A 20,239-nucleotide genomic window follows, 5' to 3' on the forward strand; every position below is an offset into this window, starting at 1 on the left:
GCGCCCCAGCGCGGGACAAGCCCGCTCACCACAGCAGTTCGTCTGTCTGAGGCTTATGTCGCTAAAAGCTCGGCCACGGCCGTGAGTGCCAGTTCATAGCCCAGCGCGCCTAGCCCGGCGATCACGCCAGTGGCGGCCTTGGACACGTAGGAGTGGTGCCGGAAGCTTTCGCGCTTCCAGATATTGCTCATGTGCGCTTCGATGATCGGGCCGTCGAACGCCAGCAGCGCATCGAGGATCGGCACCGAGCTGTAGCTGAGCCCGGCGGCGTTGATCACGATGGCATCGGCGCTCAGGCGTGCGTCCTGGATCCAGTCCACCAGCACGCCTTCGTGGTTGCTCTGGCGAAAGTCCAGGGCCAGGCCCAGCGCAGCGGCGTGGCGCTGGCAGCGGGCTTCGATGCTGGCGAAGCTTTCGCTGCCATAGGCGCCGTTTTTATCCAGTCCGTAGAGGTTGGCGTTGGGCCCGTTGAGGAAAAACACGCGGTGGGTCATGAAGGGCTCCAGGTTATTCGGCGACGGTCAGCACGACGTTGCCGACGTTGGCATTGGCTTCCAGCAGGCGATGCGCATCAGCGGCTTGAGCCAGCGGCAACTGCGCATGGATCTGCGGGCGCACCAGGCCGGAGGCCAGCCAGGGCAGGAAACGCGAGCGGATGCACACCGCCAGGCGGGCTTTTTCGGCGTGGCTTTTGGGGCGCAGGGTGGAGGCGGTGAGGCTGAGGTTCTTGCGCATCAGCACCTGCAAGTCCAACTCGATGTGAGCGCCTTGCAGGAACGACAGGCTCACATGCCGCCCGCCCATGGCCATGGCAGCGAGGTTGCGCGCCACGTAAGGGCCGCCGACGTTGTCCAGCACCACGTCGACACCGCGCCCTTCGGTGCAGTCGTTCACCCCCTCGACGAAGTCTTCAAGGTGCCGGTCAATCGCGCGCCACACGCCCAATGCTTGCAGCATCGCGACTTTCTGCGGGCCGCCGGCGGTGGCAATCACCCGCGCCCCGGCGGCCTGCGCACACTGCACGGCAAAACTGCCGACGCCACTGGCCGCGCCGTGGATCAATACCGAGTCGCCACTGCGCAGGCGCCCCAGTTCAAACAGGTTGTGCCACACGGTAAACGCCGCTTCCGGCACCCCGGCAGCGTCGAGCAGCGACAACCCCACAGGCACTGGCAAGCAGTGCGCCGCGTGGGCGACAGCGTACTCGGCATAGCCACCCCCATTGAGCAAAGCCATGACGCGATCGCCGAGGGCAAACTCATCCACACCCTTGCCCAGCGCAACAACAATGCCCGCAGCCTCCAGCCCCAGTACATCGGTGACGCCAGCCGGAATCGGCGAGCCGCTGCGTTGCATCACGTCCGGGCGATTCACCCCAGCCGCCGCGACGCGAATCAGCACCTCACCGGCTTGCAACGCCGGTACAGGGCGCTCCACCAGCTGCAGTACTTCAGGCCCGCCAGGCTCGCGGGCGATCACCGCTTTCATACGGTCCAGTCGTCCGGCACGACGGCGATCACATCGATCTCCATCAACCATTCCGGCTGGCCGAGGCCCGAGATCACCAGCCCGGTGGAAATCGGGAACACACCTTTGAGCCATTTACCCACTTCCTGGTAGACCGGCTCGCGGTAGCGTGGGTCGATCAAATAGGTGGTGGTCTTGACGATATGCGACAGGTCCGAGCCGGCCTCTTCAAGCAGTTGCTTGACGTTCTTCATCGCTTGCTCAGCCTGGGCGCGCGGGTCGCCGAGGCCTACCAGGTTGCCGTCGAAATCGGTGCCAATCTGGCCGCGCACGTAAATGGTGTTGCCGGCGCGCACGGCCTGGCACAGGTCGTTGTCCAGTGCCTGGTTGGGGTAGGTCTGTTTGGTGTTGAACATACGGATTCGGGTGTGGGTAGGCATAACGGCAACTCGTGGGAAGCGGGATGAATCCAGCTTCACACCGGTCCGTTTCCAGCGAAACCAGCATTTGCGCGGGGTAGTGCTTAGGAAAAACCGAAGCCCGTGCAGGTCATCGCTTTGCGCCTGACCCGGCACGAACCCTGCAACGCTACCCGCACAGTCATTGTTGAGGGGCAGGCGTGATGCTCAGTCGTATTACTCAGCGTCAACTGGAGTACTTCGTTGCGTCGGGAGAGGCGGGCAGCATCAGTGCTGCCGCTGAACGCATCCACGTGTCGTCGCCGTCGATCTCGGCGGCGATCACCCATATGGAGGCCGAGCTGGGCATCCAGCTGTTTATCCGCCACCACGCCCAGGGCATTTCCCTCACGGCGGTGGGGCGCCTGGTGATGCAGGAAGCCAAGCTGATCCTGGAGCAGATGACCAACCTCTACACCATCGCTTCGGAGTCATTGAACACCGTGCGCGGGCCGTTGCGGGTGGGCTGCCTGGAGTCGCTGGCGCCGATGATCACGCCTGAATTGGTGTTCGGTTTCGGCCGCGCGTTCCCCGGCGTGCGCCTGACGCAAGCCGAGGGCAACCACGAGGAACTGCTGGAAAAACTGCGCAGCGGCGAGCTGGATATCGCCCTGACCTACGACCTGGTGACCAGCCCGGACATCGACTTCCAACCCCTGGCGCAGTTGCCGCCTTATGTGATGGTGGGCGAATACCACCCGCTGGCGAGCTTGCCGGCAGTGAGCATGCAAGACCTTGAGGCTTACCCGGTGGTGCTGCTCGACACGCCCTGGAGCCGCGACTATTTCCTCAGCCTGTTCATCCAGGCTGGCACCACGCCGAACATCATCATGCGTTCCACCAACCTCGAAACGGTGCGCGCCATGGTCGGCAATGGGATCGGCTATTCCTTCGCGAATGCGCGCCCAAAATCGAACATGTCCCAGGACGGCAAACGCGTGATTCGCCTGCGCCTGGCCGGCGCTCACCGGCCGATGCGCCTGGGCTACGCCACCGCCAGCAATACCCAGTTGTCGCGGGTGGTGTCGGCGTTTGCCGAACGGTGCCGCATGTTTGTGTCCGACCAGTACATCCCCGGCATGGCGCCGCCGAGCTTTTTTGACCCGCATGCGGTGCGGGCGATGGCGGTGTGAATTGAGGGTGCTCCACAACGGGGCGCCTATCTCGTTGTGGTGAGCGGGCTTGCCCCGCGCTGGGGCGCGAAGCGGCCCTTGACCTGGCTGCGGGGGGAACTGGGAAGTGCGGTATCTGGACTAGGGGGGAGCGCTTCGCGCCCCAGCGCGGGGCAAGCCCGCTCACCACAGCATGCCGGCTGATTACAGCAGGCCGGGTCACCCCAGTACGGCTGTTCAGGACTGCATAGGTTCTGCCTACCCAGTGCCCCGGCTTTTACGAATTGACCCAAGTGCCTCCCCCCCACGACTCTGAACCCATCGATGTAGATCAACTTCTCAGGGCACAGCGACGATGACATTCGACTGGAATTACATGTTTGGTTTGCTGGGCGATGCCGAGTTCTGGCGCGCGACGTGGACGGTGATCAAGCTCAGTACCCTGACCTGGGTCTTGAGCATCGGCCTGGGTTTTCTGCTGGCGCTGGCCAAGCAATCCAGGCACGGCCTGCTCAGCGTGCCGGCGCGTGGGTATATCTGGCTGTTCCGCAGCCTGCCGTTGCTGGTGCTGCTGATCTTTATCTACAACCTGCCGCAAGCGTTGCCCGGCACCTCGGCGATCCTGGCCGACCCGTTCTGGTCTGGCTTGCTGGCGCTGGTGATCTGCGAAACCGCCTATGTGGCCGAGATCCATCGCGGTGGCCTGCTCTCGATTCCCAAAGGCCAGGGCGAGGCGGCGCGGGCGCTGGGCCTGAAGTTTTTCGGCACGCAATGGCGCGTGGTGATTCCCCAGGCGCTACGAGTGGCCTTGCCGTCGCTGGCCAACGAATACATCTCCATCGTCAAGCTCACCTCGCTGGTGTCGGTGATCTCGCTGACCGAGATCCTGATGGTCGGCCAGCGCCTGTATTCACAGAACTTCCTGGTGATCGAGACCATGGCGGCGGTGGCGTTCTTCTACGTATTTATCGTCACGGTGTTCGACTTCCTGCTCAAGCGCCTGGAGCGCTTCCTCGACGTCAACCAGCGCAACGTTTCCCGCGTTCCCGATGCAGCAGTGCTGGCCTTGGCAACCCAACAGCGCACCGCCTTGGCGCGCCCGGCCAGCAACGGCGAACCCGCGTTGCAAGCCGCACGGCTGCACAAGGCTTACAACGACATCGAGGTGCTCGGCTCGGTCAACCTGCAGATCCAGCCCGGCGAAGTGGTGTCGGTGATCGGCCCGTCCGGCTCTGGCAAAACCACGCTGATCCGCCTGCTCAATGGCCTGGAGCAACTGGACAACGGCGAGATCAGGATCAACGGCCAGCCGTTCATTCACCTGAACAAGGTCGGCGCGCAAAAGCCCCAGTACATCGAACACGCCGAGCATCGGCTGAACATCGGCATGGTGTTCCAGAGCTTCAACCTGTTCCCGCATTTGAGCGTGCTCGACAACCTGCTGATGGCGCCCAAATACCATCGCCTGGGCGCGACGTCCGAGCTCAAGCAACAGGCCTACGCACTGCTGCATAAGGTCGGCATGCTCGACCACGCCTGGAAGTACCCGCACCAGCTGTCCGGCGGCCAACAGCAACGCGTGGCCATTGCCCGCGCGCTGATGATGCGCCCGCAGATCATGCTGTTCGACGAACCCACCTCGGCCCTCGACCCGGAGAAAGTCAACGAAGTGCTGCAGGTGATCGAAGCCCTGGCGGAGGAGGGCATCACCATGGTGATCGTCACCCACGAGATGAACTTCGCCTTCAAGGTGTCCGACCGCATCGTGTTCATGGAGAAGGGCCGCGTGGTCTGCGACGACACGCCGGGCGCCCTGCGCAGCGGCCACAACCCACGCGTGGAGGCGTTCCTCAAGGACGTCTCGCTGGCGTGATCTCTTTAACGTTCAGGAAACACTAAAATGATCGAGCAATCGCAAATCGAACAATTCCAGCGCGACGGATTCCTGGTGGTAGAAGGCGTGTTGTCGGTGGAGGAAGTGGCCGCGCTGCAGCATGATTTCGACCAGTGGGTTGAAGAAAGCCGCCGTCATGACCGGGGTTGGGGCGCCACCGTCGATGGCCGTGAGCGCTTTGACCTGGAGGGCGACCACCGCGCCGATCACCCGTCGCTGCGCCGGGTCAGCTCGCCCACGGAGATTTCCCCGGCGTATGAGCGCGTGGCGTTGCACTCGCGGATGGCGGCGATTTCCGCGCAGCTGATCGGCGCCCAGGGCACGCGTTTTCACCACAGCAAGATCAACTCCAAACTGCCCCACACCGCCACCCAGGTGAAGTGGCACCAGGACTTCCTGTTCACGCCCCATAGCAACGACGACATCGTCACCGCCTTGTTGATGGTCAGTGAGGTGACGCCGGAAAACGGCCCGTTGAACGTGATTCCCGGCAGCCACAAAGGCCCGCTGTGGTCGCACTGGCAACACCAGCGCTTCACCGGCTCGGTGGACGATGCGGTCGTCGAGGAGCACTGCCAGCAGCCGGTGGCCTGCTATGGCCCGGCCGGCTCGGTGTGCTTCATGCACACCCGCCTTTTGCATGCTTCCAGCCCTAACGAGACTGAACTGCCGCGCACCCTTTTCATCAGCGTATACGCCGCTGAAGACGCGCTGCCATTCGGCGAAAACCCGTTGCCCAGCACACATGCCGGCCTGCTGGTGGCCGGTGAAGAAAGCGGCTTGGTGCGCTCCACCGACAACCACATGCGCTTGCCGCAGAAGCCCCGTGGCGCCTCATTCTTCGTGCAACAGGCGGGACAAGACTCAGCCACTGCCTAGCCACATTCCTTGCTACTTACTAAAACCTTGCAGGTAATCACCATGACAGCGTTTCGTAAAAGTGTTCGTCCCCTTGCCGTGTGCCTGCTGGGCGCAGCGGTTGCGATGACTTCGTTGGCGGCTTCGGCGTTCCAGCAGGAAGGCAAGATCATCGCCGGTTCCGATGTGACGTTCTTCCCCTACGAGTACATGGATAACAACAAGCCGGCAGGCTTTGACATCGAGTTCATGGACGGCCTAGGCAAGGTCATGGGCCGCAAGGTCGAGACCCTCGACACACGCTTCCCCAACCTGATCACCGGCTTGCAGGCCGGGCGTTTCGATGTGACCAACTCGTCGATGTACATCACCGCCGAGCGGGTCAAGGTCATCGACATGATCCCTTACCTCAAGAGCGGCGAGTCGATCCTCACCCTCAAGGACAGCAGCTTCCAGCCCAAGACCCCGGAAGAGTTCTGCGGCCACAAGATCGGCTCCATGGGCGCCACCTCGTGGCTGGCACAGATGAACAAGCTGTCGGCGGAGTACTGTGTGGCCAAGGGCTTGAAGCCGATCCAGATCAGCGAATACAGCACCGACCCGCAAACCACCCAGGCCCTGCTGGCCCACGCTGTTGAAGCGCAGATCACCGACGCCGCCGTCGCCCGTGGCGTGATCGACAAGCTCGGCAACCGCGTGGTGATCTCGTCCGACACCCTGATCTACCCGGTGCTCAACGGCTTCGGCGTGAAGAAGGGCAATGACACGGTGAAGAAGGCCTTGCTCGACGGCCTGGAAAAATACCGCGCCACGCCTGAGTACGCCGCCTTGCTCAAGAAGTACAACTTCGAAGCGCCTACCGACGCGGACATCGCAGCACTGATGCCGAAGTAAACCTACAAGTGCGTGCCGCATTCGCGTGCGGCCGCGCCCTGCGGAGACCGATTCATGGCGTTATCCCACGAAGAACAGACGCGCATCGACCTGGCAGCGACCTTTCGCATCATCGCGCACCTGGGCATGCATGAAGCGGTGGCCAACCACTTCAGCGCCGCCGTATCGGCCGATGGCAAACAGTTTTTGCTCAACCCGAAGTGGAAGCACTTCTCCCGTATCCGCGCCAGTGACCTGTTGCTGCTGAACGCGGACGACACCTCCTGCGCCGAAAACCCCAATGTGGACGCCACCGCCTGGTCGATCCACGGGCAGATCCACCGGCTGCTGCCGCACACCCGTGCGGTGCTGCATTTGCACCCGGTCTACACCACGACAGTGGCGTGCCTGGCCGTGCCGCACATCCCGCCAATCGACCAGAACACCGCGCGCTATTTCAACCGCGTGGCCGTGGACGAACTGTACGGTGGCATGGCCGACACCGAAGCCGAAGGCGCGCGCCTGGCCGGGCTGCTGGATGGCAAGAGCCGCCTGCTGATGGGCAACCACGGCGTGATGGTCACGGCGGGTTCCATCGGTGAGGCGTTTGACGACATCTGGACCCTGGAGCGCGCCTGCCAGATCCTCGTGACCGCCTGGACCACCGGGCAGCCGTTGCGGGTGTTGTCCGATGAAGTGGCGGAAAAAACCGCGCGCGGCTGGGAAGGTATTGCCGATTTCTCGCGCCAGCACTTTGAAGAAATGAAGCAGTTGATGATCGACGCAGACCCTTCCGTGCTCGACTGAGGAAACCCCATGACTTTTTCCGTTGTCGCCCGCTGCGCCGAGACGGGCCAGTTGGGTATCGCCATCAGCTCATCAAGTATTGCGGTGGGGGCGCGTTGCCCGTGGCTACGGCCCGGCGTGGGCGCGGTGGCGTCGCAGAACATCACCTTGCCCAGCCTGGGGCCGCAGGTGCTCGACTTGCTGGAGCAAGGGATGGCGCCGAGTGAGGCGCTTGCCGCGTTGGCCGGGCAGGATCACAGTGAATATCGCCAAGTGACGGTGATTGACAACGCAGGCCGCACGGCGCATTTCAGCGGCGCGCAGACCCTGGGTATTCACAACGCGGTGAGTGGCGAGCAATGCGTGGCGGCGGGGAACATGTTGGCCAATCCCGGCGTGATCGAGGCCATGGTGACGGCGTTCGAAACGACCTCGGGGCACCTTGCCGATCGCTTGCTGGCCGCGATGCACGCCGGCGTGGCAGGCGGTGGTGAAGCCGGGCCGGTGCATTCGGCGGCGCTGGTTATTGTCGATGACCTGTTGTGGCCCATCGTCAACCTGCGCGTGGACTGGGCGGATGAAGACCCCATCGGCGTCCTCGACCACCTTTGGCAGGCCTATCGCGGGCAATTGCAGGCCTACATCGACCGCGCCATCAACCCACAGGTCGCACCCGGCTACGCCGTACCGGGAGACGACCGATGAACAGCCGCGACCTGCTGGCGCAACTGGTGCGTTTTGACACCACCAGCCGCGAATCCAACCTGGCCTTGATCGACTTTGTGCGCACGTATTTGCAGGACCACGGCGTGGCCTGCGAGCTGGTGTACAACGAACACAAGAGCAAGGCCAATCTGCTCGCGACTATCGGCCCGGCAGAAGTGCCCGGCATCGTGTTATCCGGGCATACCGACGTGGTGCCCGTGGACGGCCAACGCTGGAGCGTGGCGCCGTTTGACCTCACCGAGAAAGACGGCAAGTTGTACGGCCGTGGCACGGCAGACATGAAGGGTTATATCGCCTGTGTACTGGCGTGTGTGCCGGCCCTGGTGAAGGTTTCGCTGCGTATGCCGGTGCACATTGCGCTGTCGTACGACGAAGAAGTCGGTTGCCTGGGTGTGCGTTCGCTGATCGAGCGATTCCATGGGCAACCGGTCAAACCGCTGCTGTGCGTGATCGGCGAACCCACCGAACTCAAGCCGGTACTCGGCCACAAGGGCAAACTGGCGATGCGTTGCCACGTGCACGGTGCGGCGTGCCATTCGGCCTACGCGCCGACGGGCGTGAATGCCATTGAATACGCCGCGCGCTTGATCAGCGAACTGGTGCGGCTCGGCGAAACGCTCAAGGCGCCGCAGAATCTGGATCAGCGTTTCGATCCGGCATTTTCCACGGTGCAGACCGGCCTGATCAACGGCGGCAAGGCCCTGAATATCGTCCCGCAGGACTGCAGTTTCGACTTCGAAGTGCGCTCCTTGCCGACTCAGGATCCCTGGCAGGTTGCCCGGCAATTACAGGTATACGCCGAGCAAACCCTGCTGCCGGCGATGCGGGCGGTGAGTGGGCAATCGGCGATCAGTCTCAGCGAGTTGTCCAGCTATCCGGGGTTGGCCACGTCGTTGGAAAGTCAGGCCGCCGAGTGGGTGGCGCAGTTCTGCGGCTCGCGGGAATTCGGCACCGTGGCTTTTGGCACTGAAGGTGGGCTGTTCGACCAAGCCGGCATTCCCACGGTGGTCTGCGGGCCGGGCAGCATGGAACAGGGGCACAAGCCGGACGAGTTCATCAGTGTGGCGCAGTTGCAGGCCTGTGATCGGATGCTGGCGCGGGTGCTGGGGTTTGCGAGCCAGCCTGCAAACTAAGGTATACACGGCCCATACCCAGGTAGGATTCCGAGCGTTGTAGCCCCGTCGCACACTGTTTTGCAGGCGAGACATTCGCCTTCAAACAACAGGAGAGCGACCATGACAACCCTACTGAAAGCCCCGACCGAAGAACTGGTGCCGTCGCGCTACGCAGTGCGCGTCGGAGACATTGATGTGCTGGTGATCAGTGACGGCGAGCGGAGAGTTGTTCGTGGCTACCCACCTGCCGTTTCCGTCCGTGGGGCGGGTGGTGGATGGGGATGCGTTTCGCTGGGTGGCGGCGTTTTGGGACTTTTGATGGTTGGTCGAGTTTTTTGGGGGGAGCAGGCTTTGGTGGTGAGCGGGCTTGCCCCGCGCTGGGCTGCGCAGCGGCCCCCCCTAAAGCCAGCGCATTTTTCCTGCAAAAACGCGTTAGCCGTTTTGGGGCTGCTTCGCAGCCCAGCGCGGGGCAAGCCCGCTCACCACAGCAAGCCCGCTCAACATACAGAGGCCCGCTCAGAATAGGGCCAAGTTATGGCCGTTATACCTTCGCCACGCCTACTCGCCACTGCGCAGGCGGCAGGATTCCATTCACCAGGTAATTCCCCACAATCCGCGATTTGTACACGCGCGGGTTGTGGTTCGCCAGGGTTCGCGCGTTTCGCCACAGCCGGTCCAGCGCCTTGTTGCTGGCGGTGGCACTGGCGCCCAGTGCATCGAACAGCGCCGTGGTGGCTGCCAGGGTTGCATCCACCACGGGGTTCACCGCCAGGCACACTTCCAGTTCGGCCAGCGCGACCTGCGGGTCGTCATCGTGCAACGGCTGGTCATGGGCGATCACATACCGCGCGGTGTGCTCCAGCCGTTGCGCCGCTTGCTGGGCGATGGCTTGCGCGGCGTAGGCCTGGCTGGCGACTTCACCGATCACTTGCAGCAGTTGTACGTCCTGGCCAGCGGTGTCGGCATTGCCGGTGGTGAAGGTGCGCGCGCGTTGGCTGAGTTCCTCGGCACCACTGAGGGCGGCGCGGCGGGCGATGCCGGCGAGGGTGCTGAGGTGGTAGAGCTGGAAGAACGACTGGCCGTGGCCGAAGCGCTGCTGGGTGGGGCGTACATCGTCATCCACCACGGGCGCGTTATCGAAGAGGCAGGTGCCGCTGGCGGTGAGGCGTTGGCCGAAGCCATTCCAGTCATCGACGATCTGCACGCCGGGGGCCTTGAGGTCGACGACTACGCTGTAGATCGTGCCGTCTTCGCCCGTCGCGATGGTGTTGATCAAGTCGCTGTAGAGCGCGCCGGTGGTGTAGAACTTTCTGCCGCTGATGCGCAAGGCGCCGGCTTCGTCACGGTGCAGGCGGGTTTCGAAATCGCCACGGGCCTGGTTGCCGACTTCAGTGCTGCCGGGAGAGAGCAGGGCACCCTGGCCGAGCCGGTCCAGCCACTTGGCGCGCCAATCCAAGTCCTTGGCGCTGAGCACGTCTTCGCAAAAACCGAAGTGCCCGCGCAGGGCCTGGGTGATGTTGGAGTCGGCGGCGGACAGTTCTGTGAGCAGCGCCAGCAACTCGACCAATGTTGCATCCTGGCCGCCATAACTGGCTGGCAGGCGCCAGCGCGGCAGGCCCAAGGCGTTCAGTTGCTGGATCACGGTGGCGAGGCTGCCACGTGTCTGATCCGCCACCGCCGCCTGCGCGAGAATCTGCGCAAAGAGCGGGCGAAACGGTGCGGCCAGTTGTTCGTAACGGGCAGTGGGCGGTGCGCCCCAGATGTTCAAAGCGGGAATCGACATGCAATGGACCTTGCAGAAAATGGTTCAGGTGCTGGGGTCCAGTGGTCTGGTGAGCTCACCCTAACTCAGGCGTGGCGAAGTTTTTAATACGAAAAGCAGCTAGCGACCTGTACGACGGTTCTATCGATAGTGCCCAACAGTATTAAACCCCGCGCTTTTATTGCGTTAGCTTCTACGACAAACGACCAGACTGCACGCCCACGGATGGTTGAACCGACCCTCCAACCCTGTGGGATTTTCCATGATCAATCGTCGAACACTGCTGTCTTTGCTGGGCCTGGCCTCTCTTGCTCTGTATGGCCCATCGGCCGGCGCCGCCGAACCCCTGACCCTTACCGTGGGTGACCAGTTCTTCTCCAACCGCATCGTGCTGGAGCTGTCGGGCGAGCTGAAAGACTTGCCCTATAAAATCGACTTCAAGCGCTTCAACACCGGCTCGCCGGTGGCCTCGGCCGTGGCCAGCGGAGCGCTGGACGTAGGCATCGTCGGCGACACCCCGGTGATCAGCCTGGCCGCCAATGGCGCGCCGGTCAAAGTCGTCGCCAGCACCCAGACCAGCCTCGACGGCGTGGGCATCGTGGCGCGCAAGGGCATTCAGTCGGTGGCCGACCTCAAGGGCAAGACCGTCGCCATCTGGAACGGCTCATGGAGCCAGCAACTGGCCTATAAAGCGCTGGATGAAGCCGGGGTGCCGCGCAGCAGCGTTCACTTCAAATACCTGCTGCCGGCCGAGGCCAGCCTGGCGCTGACCCAAGGCGACATCGACGCCTTCGGGACCTGGGAACCCTACGTGTCGCTGCAGGAAAAAGAAGGCAGCACCTTGATCCGCAACGCCAAGGGCCTGATGAGCGCACCGACCTACATCGTCGCCTACGAGCCGGCCCTTGCGCAGAAAAGCGCGATCATCAAGGACTTCATCGCCCGACTTACGCGCGCCCGGGTGTGGAGCAACACGCACGTGGATGAGTACGCCGAAGCCTGGTCGAAGGCCAACCAGTCGGCGCCGGAAATCGCCAAAGTATGGTTCAAGCGCGACGCGATCAAGGTGCTGCCGATCTCGCCGACGATTGTCAGCGAAGCCCAGGCCACGGCGGATTTTTTGGTGGATGCGCAGATGTTGAAGCAGCGGTATGACGTGGCGCCGTTGTTTGATCGGGTGCTTTAAACGCGGGGGAAATAAGCGCTCACAGTATCCACCGGCTGTTTGTACAGGTGCTGAACTAGGATTTTTTACTCCGGCGCTCACCGGAAACAAAATTCCACTGGCATCGACAAGGAGTAGCCAGTAGGCTACAAGTGATACTGTGACTAATTCAATCGGCAGGACGCCGGAGTTTGATACATGGCTCGACGGTATGCGGGATATTTGGGGAAAAACGGCGATTCTTACTCGCTTGGACCGGGCGGAGGAAAACAATTTTGGGGATTGTGAATCCGTAGGTGACGGCCTGAGTGAGATGCGTGTGTTTGTCGGGCCCGGCTACAGGATGTATTTCGTGCGTACGGGAATCACTGCTTACCTGATGCTGTGGGGGAGCGATAAAACCGACCAGAAAAGAGGAATCAAGCGGGCAAAAGAGATTCTTGATGCCCTGAGAGGTAGATGAAATGAGCGAATCGAAATTCAAACCCGAGGATATGCCGATCCTCGATCTGGATACGTCCGGCACCCGCGTCTATGAAGCGTCGCGCTTCCTCGACACCCCGGAAACCATCAGTGCGTATCTGGCGCAGAGCATGACGTCTCAAGACCCGCAGGTACTGATGAAGGCGCTTGCCGAGGTTGCCAAGGCCCAAGGCGTGAACAAAGTGGCGGAAGCGGCTGGGGTGAATCGGGAGAGTCTTTACAAAACCCTGAAGGGTGGCTCGAAGACGCGCTATGAAACGATCCAGAAGCTGATGCTGGCGCTAGGGGTTGAGCTGACTGTGCGGCCGATTGCAGGAGCGAGCAAGCCCGCCCCTACAAAAATCTAAATCAGCGCACCAGGCACGGCTGCTTGTTGTTGAAGCGCCACCCCGGAATCAAAAACTGCATCGCCACGCTGTCATCCCGCGCGCCGAGGCCCATGCCTTTGTAAACCTCATGGGCCTTGGCGACTGCGTCCATGTCGATCTCCACCCCCAGGCCAGGCTTGCTCGGCACTTTTACATAACCCCCTTCGATTTTCAGCGGCGCCTTGGTCAGGTGTTGGCCGTCCTGCCAGATCCAGTGGGTGTCGATGGCGGTGATGTCGCCGGGGGCCGCGGCGGCGACCTGGGTGAACATCGCCAGGGAAATGTCGAAGTGGTTGTTGGAGTGCGAGCCCCAGGTCAGGCCCCATTCATGGCACATCTGCGCCACGCGTACCGAGCCCTGCATCGTCCAGAAGTGTGGGTCGGCGAGGGGGATGTCCACCGATTGCAACTGGATCGCGTGACCCATTTCGCGCCAGTCGGTGGCGATCATGTTGGTGGCGGTTTTCAGGCCGGTGGCACGGCGGAATTCAGCCATGACTTCGCGGCCCGAGTAGCCATTTTCGGCACCGCAGGGGTCTTCGGCGTAGGCCAGTACGTGGTGCTGGTCGCGGCACAGGCGGATGGCTTCTTTCAATGACCAGGCGCCGTTCGGGTCGAGGGTGATACGCGCATCCGGGAAGCGTTCGGCCAGGGCGGTGACGGCTTCGATTTCTTCGTCGCCGCTCAGCACGCCGCCTTTGAGCTTGAAGTCATTGAAACCATATTTGGCTTTGGCGGCTTCGGCCAGGCGCACCACGGCGTCGGCCGTCAGCGTGGTTTCGTGGCGCAGGCGGAACCACTCATCGTCGCTGTCGGCTTCGTTGCGGTAGGCCAGGTCGGTGGCACTGCGGTCGCCGACATAAAACAGATAGCCGAGCATTTTTACCGCGTCGCGTTGCTGGCCTTCACCGAGCAAGGCGGCCACCGGGACTTCGAGAAATTGACCCAGCAGGTCGAGCAGCGCGGCTTCCATGGCGGTGACGGCATGGATGGTGATGCGCAGGTCAAAGGTCTGCAAACCACGACCCGCCGCGTCGCGCGAAGCAAAAGTGCTGCGCATCTGGTTGAGGATGCGCTGGTACTGGCCGATGGGTTGGCCGATCACCAGGCTGCGGGCGTCTTCCAGGGTTTCGCGGATACGCTCGCCGCCGGGCACTTCACCCACGCCGGTGTTTCCGGAGCTGTCCTTGAGGATGACGATATTGCGTGTGAAGTACGGGCCGTGGGCGCCACTGAGGTTGAGCAACATGCTGTCGTGGCCGGCGACGGGGATGACCTGGAAGTGAGTAACGACGGGCGTAGTCATGGCAAGTTCCTGAATAGTCTTAAAGAGGTTTGCTGAGGGCGGCGCGGGTGGGCACGGCGCTCGGTGAAGCCAGCGCGGCAGAGGGCGCGGTCTTGGCGAAAAACACCAGGATCGCGGCGAGCACCGACGTACCGGCCAGGCCATAGAGCCCGCCCTGGATCGAGCCGGTGGTCTGTTCCAGGAAGCCGAAAGTGGTGGGCGCAACGAAGCCGCCCAGGTTGCCGATAGAGTTGATCAACGCGATCACGGCGGCGGCGATACGCACATCCAGGTAGCCCTGGGGAATCGGCCAGAACAGCGACGACGCCGACTTGAAACCGATGGCCGCGAAGCAGATCGCCACAAAGGCGAAGATCGGTCCGCCGGTGGTGGACATGAACATGCCCGCTGCCGCAATCAACAGCGCCGCTGCGACCCAGGCCTGCTGGAACTTGAACTTGCCCGACAGCGAGGCGAAGGCGTACATGGCGATGATCGAGATCAACCAGGGGATGGAGTTGAAGAAACCCACCTGCACATCACTCAGGTCGCCCATCTTCTTGATGATGCTCGGCAGCCAGAACGTCGCCGCGTAGATCGTCAGCTGGATGCAGAAATACAACGCGCAGAACAGCAGGATCTGGCGGTCCTTGAGCAGTTTGCCCAGGGTCGGCTTGACGCTGGTGAGGGCTTCACGATCGCGCTGTTCCTGGTCGATGGCATTGACCAGCGCATCCTGTTCTTCGCGGGTCATCCATTTGGCGTCGTGGGGTTTGGAGTCCAGCCAGAACCACACAAAGAACCCCAGCGCCACCGACGCCAGGCCTTCAATGGCGAACATCCATTGCCAGCCGTGGAAGCCAAACCCTTCGATCTGCAACAGCGCGCCCGAGAGCGGGCCGGAAATCAGCGAGGCAACTGCCGAGCCACTGAGGAAAATCGCAATGGCCTTACCGCGTTCCACACCCGGCAGCCAACGCGTGAAGTAGTAGATCACCCCAGGAAAGAAGCCGGCTTCGGCCACGCCCAGCAGAAACCGCAGGATGTAGAAGTGGGTTTCGTTTTGGATGAACGCCATCAGCGTGGCGACGATGCCCCAGGTGAACATGATGCGAGTCAGCCAGATACGCGCGCCGACCTTTTGCAGCAGCATGTTGGAGGGCACCTCGAAGAGGGCGTAGCCGATGAAGAACAACCCGGCACCGAAGCCATAGGCGGCGGCGCCAATGCCGAGGTCGTGCTCCATGTGCGTGCGCACGAAGCCGATATTGACCCGGTCGATGTAGTTGAGGATGAACATGATCACGAACAGTGGGAGCACATGGCGCTTCACTTTACTCACGGCGCGCGTGAGGACCGGAACACTTTCGGGTACGGCAGATACATGGATTGAATTGGTCACAATTCAAAACTCCCCCTGATTATTTTTATGCGGGTTTGCGTGTCTTGTTGATAGACATCATACAAGTGCTTTTCTCTTGACCGCAATGCAGGGGCAAGTGTTTTTGTTTTCATAACGACAGTGCTGGGTGCGTGTATTTGGTTATTTGCCCGTTTTAATTGGCCGTAGTGTCGTTTTTTGTGTGGCTGGCGTGCGAATTGAGTGCTTGGCGGGCGGTTAGAAGCTATCGAGGGTTAAGTTTGGTTGTCATACAAGTTGGGCGTGTTTTCAATCAACTCAGACCCACCCACGGACTGGGTGTTAAGCTCCCACCAGCTCAACCCCGTGGACCTGTAGCAATGCCCATTGAAAGTGGACCCCCCATCCGTAGACGCTCCACCAACCTGGCCCAAGGCGTGGTCGATGCGCTGACCCAGCGCATCCTGCTCGGCCACCTGAAGCCCGGCGAAAAACTCCCGTCGGAATCCACCATCGTGCTGGAGCACGGCGTGAGCCGGACCGTCGTCCGCGAGGCGATCTCCAAGTTGCAGGCGTCGGGGTTGGTCGAGACCCGCCACGGCATCGGCACGTTTGTGCTGGAGCAGCAGGCCCAACAAGGTTTGCGCCTGCATGTGGATACGGTAGCCAGCGTGCGCAATATGCTTGAGCTGCGCCTGGGCCTGGAGGTGCAGGCCGTGGCGCTGGCGGCCCTGCGCAGAACCAACGAACAGCTGGCCCACATGCGCCAGGCACTCGACGACTATCAGGCCTCCCTGGCCAACAACGACAGCTGCGTGGAGGAAGACAAACGCTTCCACCAATTGATCGCGGAGGCCACCGGCAATACCTTCTTCACCGAAATCATGCTGCACCTGGGCAATGCAATGATCCCGCGCACCCAGGTAAAGGGCGCTGAACGTGGCGGCGCGGATTTCACCCAGTTGGGCCAGTTGGCCAACCTGGAGCATGAAGCGATCTTCAACGCGATCAAACGCCAGGACCCGGACGCCGCCCGCGCCGCCATGGTGCTGCACTTGACCAACAGCCGGGACCGCTTTTCCGGGGAGCAGGGCCGTTGAACGAACACACCTTATCCATGCGCCTGGAGCGCGTCGCCGCCAACATACCGTTGGGGGCACGCTTGGCCGATATCGGCTCCGACCACGGTTACCTGCCGGTGGCGTTGATGCGCCGGGGCGTGATCGCCGCAGCGGTGGCGGGGGAGGTGGCGACCACGCCCTTTCACGCAGCGCAACGCACCGTGCGCGACAACGGCCTGGAGCGGCAGATCAGCGTACGCCTGGCCGATGGTTTGGCGGCCATGAAGCCCGATGACGGCATCACCGCGGTCAGTGTGTGCGGTATGGGCGGCGAGACGATTCGCGACATCCTTGAAAACGGCAAGGCCAACCTGACCGGTCAGGAACGGCTGATCCTGCAACCCAACGGCGGCGAGCAACCGCTGCGCCAATGGCTGATGGACAACGGGTATTCGATCCTCAGTGAAGAGCTGTTGCGAGAGAACCGTTTCTACTACGAAATCATCGTCGCCGAGCGCGCCGGGCCGGTGGCTTATACCCCTGAACAGCTGTACTTCGGCCCACTGCAAATGCAAGCTCGCAGCCCGGCGTTCATCGCCAAGTGGCAGCGTATGTTGCGCCAAAAACACAAGACCCTGGCCAGCTTCGAGCACGCTCGGCAAGCGGTGCCGGAAGAGAAGCGAAAAGAGATCGCGCAGCAGGCCAGATGGATTACCGCGCTACTGGCCTGATACCCCTTCATTCAAACCTGATGACCTAGGATACCCACCATGGCCGACGCCACCGACCCCACCTTCTACGACCGTGCCGACGCGCACATCGAACTGTCGAACGAGCAGCTACAGGCTCACGAAAACCTCGGCCAGGTCAGCGCCTCAATGATGTTCGGCACTACGCGCTTCAACGCCTGGGCCAGCGCGCGCAACTTCAAGTCCGGCGCGGAAATGGCCGAGGCGCGGGAGGCGATGTTGAAGTACTTCTGCGACCAGTACCGGATGATGCTTGAGGATAATCTGGACGATCACATCAATAATTTTGACCGGTACATGTTGACCCGATAGGCCACTGTTACAGGTCTGCACAGGCCTTGAGTGCTTTTGCCCCATTTTCGCGCACGCTACGTTCTCGATTGCTCCCCGCGCCGCCTATCTCGGGCACGCTGACAGCGGCCCGTATCTTGCTAGTGCCAAGCTAATCAATGACATGGCATTTTGCCGTTAGTCATTTCAAGGCTTCACCCCGCGGTGCACCGCGTGGGTCGTTTTTGGGGAGTGGTCGTACATGCACAGCCTTTTATCACCGGGTATCCGCCTGCTTGGGCGTTTCGGCTTTGCGCGTAAATTCCAGATTCTGTTTTTCCTGTTCATGCTGCCCCTGGCGGGTAGCCTGTGGATGATCGGCTCGGACTATCGCGACAAATTAACCGTGATTTCCAGCGAGCAGTCCGGCGTTCGGCAATTGTTGGCCCTGGATGCGTTGGATGGCCAGTTGACGGCCCAGCGCAACCTGGCCGCACGCTGGAAGGCGGCGGACATACTGCACGCGCCCACCCCGGCGGCGAAGGCGGCGATGGACAAAGTCGACGCCAATTTCCCGGTGATCCTGCAAAGCCTGCAAACCCTGGGCGATTCACTCAAAGCCCAGAACGCCAGCGCTGATATCCTCGCGCGCTTCGACGCCTTGCAGGCGACAGTCAAGGGCATGGACTCCCAATCCCTGCGCACGGTGGGCTGGTGGCCGGACGGTTATGACCGTTTCACCTCGGCGCTCACCGCCATGCAAACCCTGCGCGAGCAGATCACCCTGGATGCTGGCCTGATCCTCGACCCGTGGCTGGAAACCTACCTGCTGATGCAGATTTCCACCCAGCACACCCCCGACCTGATCGAGCGTATCGGGCGCATGGCCAGTGTCGGCCAGTCGTCTATCGCGTCGGGGCAGTTCACGTTGCAAAGCCGCTTGCAGATGCGTGACCTGCGCGGTCGGATCGGCGACGCGCGGGACCAGTTGGTCAAGGCGGCAGCCTCGCTCAAGGCCAAGCAATACGCCGGTCTCGAACCTTGGACCGCGCAGTATGACGACAGCCTGCAACGGCTGGACAACGAACTCAAGGTGCTCGACGACGGCGTCTTCGGCGGCACCATCAAGCTCGACACTGCAGGCTTCGAACGCAGTGTCGACGCGATGCTCGACAGCCTCGGCGCGCTGCGTAACCAGTCGCTCCATTCGCTGGACGCGCGCTTGGGTTACTACCGTGATCGTTCGCTGCAGAAATTCATTCCCGTCGCGGCGACATTCAGCCTGCTGGCCTTGGCCGCGCTTTACCTGTTCATATGCCTGCAAGCCTCGATTCGCCGCAGTGCCAGTGGCATCACCACCCTGGCCGAGTCCCTGCGCGACGGCAACCTGTGCGTCGAGGTGGCGGTGGAAGGGCGCGACGAACTCGCGGCCATCAGCACCGCGCTCAACGTTGCGGTGGTGCAACTGCGCACCAGCCTGCTGGGGGTCAACCACGAGACGCAGCAACTCGGCTCGGCGGTGCTCACCCTCAATTCGCAATCGGGCAGCACCCTGACCGAAGTCGAAGACCAGCAACTGCAAATCAGCCAGATCGCCGCCGCCGCGACCCAGTTGGCCGCGACCTCCCTGGGCGTCGCCAAAAGCTGCGAACAGGCCTCGGGCAGTGCCCAGCAAACCCGGCGTATTGCCGAAGACAGCAGCCGTGACAGCCAGCGCACCACGGCCAGCATCCAGCAACTCAACCAGCGCCTGACGGATACCGCCGATGCGCTGGAGCAGGTCAGCCAGCAGGGCCAGCAGATTCAATCGGTGGTCGACACCATCCGTGGCATTGCCGAGCAGACCAACTTGCTGGCGCTCAACGCCGCCATCGAAGCCGCCCGTGCCGGGGAGCAGGGCCGCGGGTTTGCCGTGGTGGCTGATGAAGTGCGCAGCTTGTCGCAGCGCACCCAGGCCTCCACCGCACAGATCGCTGGCACCGTCGACAGCCTGCGCGCCACCGTCAGCCAGGCGGTCACCCTGATGGGCGCCGCGTGCGAGCAAGCGCTCACCGACGCAGAGTCCGTCACCGGCTTGGGCACCCGCCTGGGCGAGATCGCCGGCGCGGTGCAGCACGTCACCGACACCCTGGCGCAAATCGCCACCGCCGTAGAGGAACAAGCGGCGACGGCGGATGAAGTGAGCGGCAATATCCAGCAAGTGGACCAGGCGGCCGGGCGTTTGCTCGACGGCGCGCGGGCAGTGAACCGAGCGGCCGACACCTTGAGCAAAGGCAGCCAGGCATTGAGCGACAACACCGCGCGGTTTCGCCTGGGCTGAACAGGTTTTTGTGGTGACCAGGCTTCCAGTGGTGAGCAGGCTTGATGTGGTGAGCGGGCTTGCCCCGCGCTGGGCTGCGCAGCAGCCCTAAATTCTGGCGACTCGGTTCAACTGACGATGCGCGGTG

The 20,239-nt window shown here is 62.3% G+C and carries 20 protein-coding genes and 1 pseudogene; 15 read left to right on the plus strand and 6 right to left on the minus strand.

What is annotated here, in order from left to right; genetic code table 11:
- Positions 1-53: 53 nt before the first annotated feature.
- From AC0IYN_RS20265 to AC0IYN_RS20275, 3 genes are read right to left on the minus strand one after another with little or no spacing between them, the layout of a single operon-like run.
- Positions 54-494, minus strand: coding sequence for a type II 3-dehydroquinate dehydratase (locus tag AC0IYN_RS20265; protein WP_457238524.1), 441 nt, complete (start codon positions 492-494; stop codon positions 54-56).
- Positions 495-507: 13 nt separating this feature from the next.
- Positions 508-1,488 carry an NAD(P)H-quinone oxidoreductase gene (locus AC0IYN_RS20270; RefSeq protein ID WP_457238525.1) on the minus strand — a complete coding sequence of 327 codons (981 nt, stop codon included), beginning with the start codon at positions 1,486-1,488 and terminating at the stop codon, positions 508-510.
- Positions 1,485-1,907 carry a RidA family protein gene (locus AC0IYN_RS20275; protein ID WP_010567220.1) on the minus strand — a complete coding sequence of 141 codons (423 nt, stop codon included), beginning with the start codon at positions 1,905-1,907 and terminating at the stop codon, positions 1,485-1,487. Before AC0IYN_RS20275 ends, AC0IYN_RS20270 begins: the two co-directional genes overlap by 4 nt.
- Before the next feature lie 182 nt (positions 1,908-2,089).
- Here AC0IYN_RS20275 and AC0IYN_RS20280 point away from each other — a divergent pair, with 182 nt between their 5' ends.
- From AC0IYN_RS20280 to AC0IYN_RS20315, 8 genes and pseudogenes are all read left to right on the plus strand, one after another.
- Positions 2,090-3,058: a LysR family transcriptional regulator gene (locus AC0IYN_RS20280; protein WP_025855077.1), complete on the plus strand. Its 969-nt coding sequence runs from the start codon at positions 2,090-2,092 to the stop codon at positions 3,056-3,058.
- Between the two features lie 334 nt (positions 3,059-3,392).
- Positions 3,393-4,910 (plus strand): amino acid ABC transporter permease/ATP-binding protein, encoded by a 1,518-nt coding sequence (locus AC0IYN_RS20285; RefSeq protein WP_406599013.1) that lies wholly within the window; start codon positions 3,393-3,395, stop codon positions 4,908-4,910.
- A 27-nt stretch (positions 4,911-4,937) separates the two neighbouring features.
- Positions 4,938-5,810, plus strand: a complete 873-nt coding sequence (locus AC0IYN_RS20290) for a phytanoyl-CoA dioxygenase family protein (protein ID WP_406599012.1) — start codon at positions 4,938-4,940, stop codon at positions 5,808-5,810.
- A gap of 42 nt (positions 5,811-5,852) precedes the next feature.
- Entirely contained in the window at positions 5,853-6,683 is an 831-nt protein-coding gene (locus AC0IYN_RS20295) for an ABC transporter substrate-binding protein (protein WP_406599011.1), read from the plus strand.
- Positions 6,684-6,737: 54 nt separating this feature from the next.
- The gene (locus AC0IYN_RS20300; RefSeq protein WP_406599010.1) at positions 6,738-7,469 is read left to right on the plus strand and encodes a class II aldolase and adducin N-terminal domain-containing protein; all 732 of its coding nucleotides are present in this window, start codon (positions 6,738-6,740) and stop codon (positions 7,467-7,469) included.
- 9 nt (positions 7,470-7,478) lie between these two features.
- Entirely contained in the window at positions 7,479-8,153 is a 675-nt protein-coding gene (locus AC0IYN_RS20305) for a DUF1028 domain-containing protein (protein ID WP_406599009.1), read from the plus strand.
- A complete protein-coding gene (gene argE / locus AC0IYN_RS20310) occupies positions 8,150-9,307 on the plus strand; it encodes an acetylornithine deacetylase (protein ID WP_471842868.1) in 1,158 nt (385 codons plus the stop codon). Before AC0IYN_RS20305 ends, argE begins: the two co-directional genes overlap by 4 nt.
- Before the next feature lie 196 nt (positions 9,308-9,503).
- Positions 9,504-9,608: pseudogene (locus AC0IYN_RS20315) on the plus strand (MBL fold metallo-hydrolase); the annotation flags it as partial.
- A gap of 222 nt (positions 9,609-9,830) precedes the next feature.
- Here the strand turns inward: AC0IYN_RS20315 and AC0IYN_RS20320 are convergent.
- Positions 9,831-11,072 (minus strand): acyl-CoA dehydrogenase family protein, encoded by a 1,242-nt coding sequence (locus AC0IYN_RS20320; RefSeq protein ID WP_406599007.1) that lies wholly within the window; start codon positions 11,070-11,072, stop codon positions 9,831-9,833.
- A 241-nt stretch (positions 11,073-11,313) separates the two neighbouring features.
- On the opposite strand from AC0IYN_RS20320, the gene AC0IYN_RS20325 reads away from it, so the two are divergent.
- From AC0IYN_RS20325 to AC0IYN_RS20335, 3 genes are all read left to right on the plus strand, one after another.
- Positions 11,314-12,237, plus strand: coding sequence for an ABC transporter substrate-binding protein (locus AC0IYN_RS20325; protein WP_078049478.1), 924 nt, complete (start codon positions 11,314-11,316; stop codon positions 12,235-12,237).
- A 139-nt stretch (positions 12,238-12,376) separates the two neighbouring features.
- Positions 12,377-12,679 (plus strand): type II toxin-antitoxin system RelE/ParE family toxin, encoded by a 303-nt coding sequence (locus AC0IYN_RS20330; protein WP_099492331.1) that lies wholly within the window; start codon positions 12,377-12,379, stop codon positions 12,677-12,679.
- A gap of 1 nt (position 12,680) precedes the next feature.
- Positions 12,681-13,046, plus strand: coding sequence for an addiction module antidote protein (locus AC0IYN_RS20335; RefSeq protein ID WP_471842873.1), 366 nt, complete (start codon positions 12,681-12,683; stop codon positions 13,044-13,046).
- A gap of 1 nt (position 13,047) precedes the next feature.
- Here the strand turns inward: AC0IYN_RS20335 and gudD are convergent, their stop codons facing one another.
- Positions 13,048-14,373: a glucarate dehydratase gene (gene gudD, locus AC0IYN_RS20340; protein WP_471842875.1), complete on the minus strand. Its 1,326-nt coding sequence runs from the start codon at positions 14,371-14,373 to the stop codon at positions 13,048-13,050.
- 19 nt (positions 14,374-14,392) lie between these two features.
- Positions 14,393-15,754, minus strand: a complete 1,362-nt coding sequence (locus AC0IYN_RS20345) for an MFS transporter (RefSeq protein WP_471842878.1) — start codon at positions 15,752-15,754, stop codon at positions 14,393-14,395.
- 338 nt (positions 15,755-16,092) lie between these two features.
- Here AC0IYN_RS20345 and AC0IYN_RS20350 point away from each other — a divergent pair, with 338 nt between their 5' ends.
- The 4 genes from AC0IYN_RS20350 to AC0IYN_RS20365 all read left to right on the plus strand — a co-directional run bounded on the left by AC0IYN_RS20350 (position 16,093) and on the right by AC0IYN_RS20365 (position 20,112).
- Entirely contained in the window at positions 16,093-16,812 is a 720-nt protein-coding gene (locus tag AC0IYN_RS20350) for a FadR/GntR family transcriptional regulator (protein ID WP_406599004.1), read from the plus strand.
- Entirely contained in the window at positions 16,809-17,504 is a 696-nt protein-coding gene (locus AC0IYN_RS20355) for a tRNA (adenine(22)-N(1))-methyltransferase (protein ID WP_457238531.1), read from the plus strand. The genes AC0IYN_RS20350 and AC0IYN_RS20355 overlap by 4 nt, the downstream gene beginning before the upstream one ends.
- A gap of 39 nt (positions 17,505-17,543) precedes the next feature.
- Entirely contained in the window at positions 17,544-17,834 is a 291-nt protein-coding gene (locus AC0IYN_RS20360; protein ID WP_406599002.1) for a DUF3144 domain-containing protein, read from the plus strand.
- Between the two features lie 220 nt (positions 17,835-18,054).
- Positions 18,055-20,112 (plus strand): methyl-accepting chemotaxis protein, encoded by a 2,058-nt coding sequence (locus AC0IYN_RS20365; RefSeq protein WP_471842882.1) that lies wholly within the window; start codon positions 18,055-18,057, stop codon positions 20,110-20,112.
- Positions 20,113-20,239: the final 127 nt, after the last annotated feature.

The sequence above is a fragment of the Pseudomonas sp. AC112 genome, from assembly GCF_979253545.1.

What these genes read in the sequence shown, in the direction of transcription:
- AC0IYN_RS20265 (WP_457238524.1), bottom strand. Translation starts at nt 494, where the DNA reads ATGACCCACCGCGTGTTTTTCCTCAACGGGCCCAACGCCAACCTCTAC.
- AC0IYN_RS20270 (WP_457238525.1), bottom strand. Translation starts at nt 1,488, where the DNA reads ATGAAAGCGGTGATCGCCCGCGAGCCTGGCGGGCCTGAAGTACTGCAG.
- AC0IYN_RS20275 (WP_010567220.1), bottom strand. Translation starts at nt 1,907, where the DNA reads ATGCCTACCCACACCCGAATCCGTATGTTCAACACCAAACAGACCTAC.
- AC0IYN_RS20280 (WP_025855077.1), top strand. Translation starts at nt 2,090, where the DNA reads ATGCTCAGTCGTATTACTCAGCGTCAACTGGAGTACTTCGTTGCGTCG.
- AC0IYN_RS20285 (WP_406599013.1), top strand. Translation starts at nt 3,393, where the DNA reads ATGACATTCGACTGGAATTACATGTTTGGTTTGCTGGGCGATGCCGAG.
- AC0IYN_RS20290 (WP_406599012.1), top strand. Translation starts at nt 4,938, where the DNA reads ATGATCGAGCAATCGCAAATCGAACAATTCCAGCGCGACGGATTCCTG.
- AC0IYN_RS20295 (WP_406599011.1), top strand. Translation starts at nt 5,853, where the DNA reads ATGACAGCGTTTCGTAAAAGTGTTCGTCCCCTTGCCGTGTGCCTGCTG.
- AC0IYN_RS20300 (WP_406599010.1), top strand. Translation starts at nt 6,738, where the DNA reads ATGGCGTTATCCCACGAAGAACAGACGCGCATCGACCTGGCAGCGACC.
- AC0IYN_RS20305 (WP_406599009.1), top strand. Translation starts at nt 7,479, where the DNA reads ATGACTTTTTCCGTTGTCGCCCGCTGCGCCGAGACGGGCCAGTTGGGT.
- argE (WP_471842868.1), top strand. Translation starts at nt 8,150, where the DNA reads ATGAACAGCCGCGACCTGCTGGCGCAACTGGTGCGTTTTGACACCACC.
- AC0IYN_RS20320 (WP_406599007.1), bottom strand. Translation starts at nt 11,072, where the DNA reads ATGTCGATTCCCGCTTTGAACATCTGGGGCGCACCGCCCACTGCCCGT.
- AC0IYN_RS20325 (WP_078049478.1), top strand. Translation starts at nt 11,314, where the DNA reads ATGATCAATCGTCGAACACTGCTGTCTTTGCTGGGCCTGGCCTCTCTT.
- AC0IYN_RS20335 (WP_471842873.1), top strand. Translation starts at nt 12,681, where the DNA reads ATGAGCGAATCGAAATTCAAACCCGAGGATATGCCGATCCTCGATCTG.
- gudD (WP_471842875.1), bottom strand. Translation starts at nt 14,373, where the DNA reads ATGACTACGCCCGTCGTTACTCACTTCCAGGTCATCCCCGTCGCCGGC.
- AC0IYN_RS20350 (WP_406599004.1), top strand. Translation starts at nt 16,093, where the DNA reads ATGCCCATTGAAAGTGGACCCCCCATCCGTAGACGCTCCACCAACCTG.
- AC0IYN_RS20360 (WP_406599002.1), top strand. Translation starts at nt 17,544, where the DNA reads ATGGCCGACGCCACCGACCCCACCTTCTACGACCGTGCCGACGCGCAC.
- AC0IYN_RS20365 (WP_471842882.1), top strand. Translation starts at nt 18,055, where the DNA reads ATGCACAGCCTTTTATCACCGGGTATCCGCCTGCTTGGGCGTTTCGGC.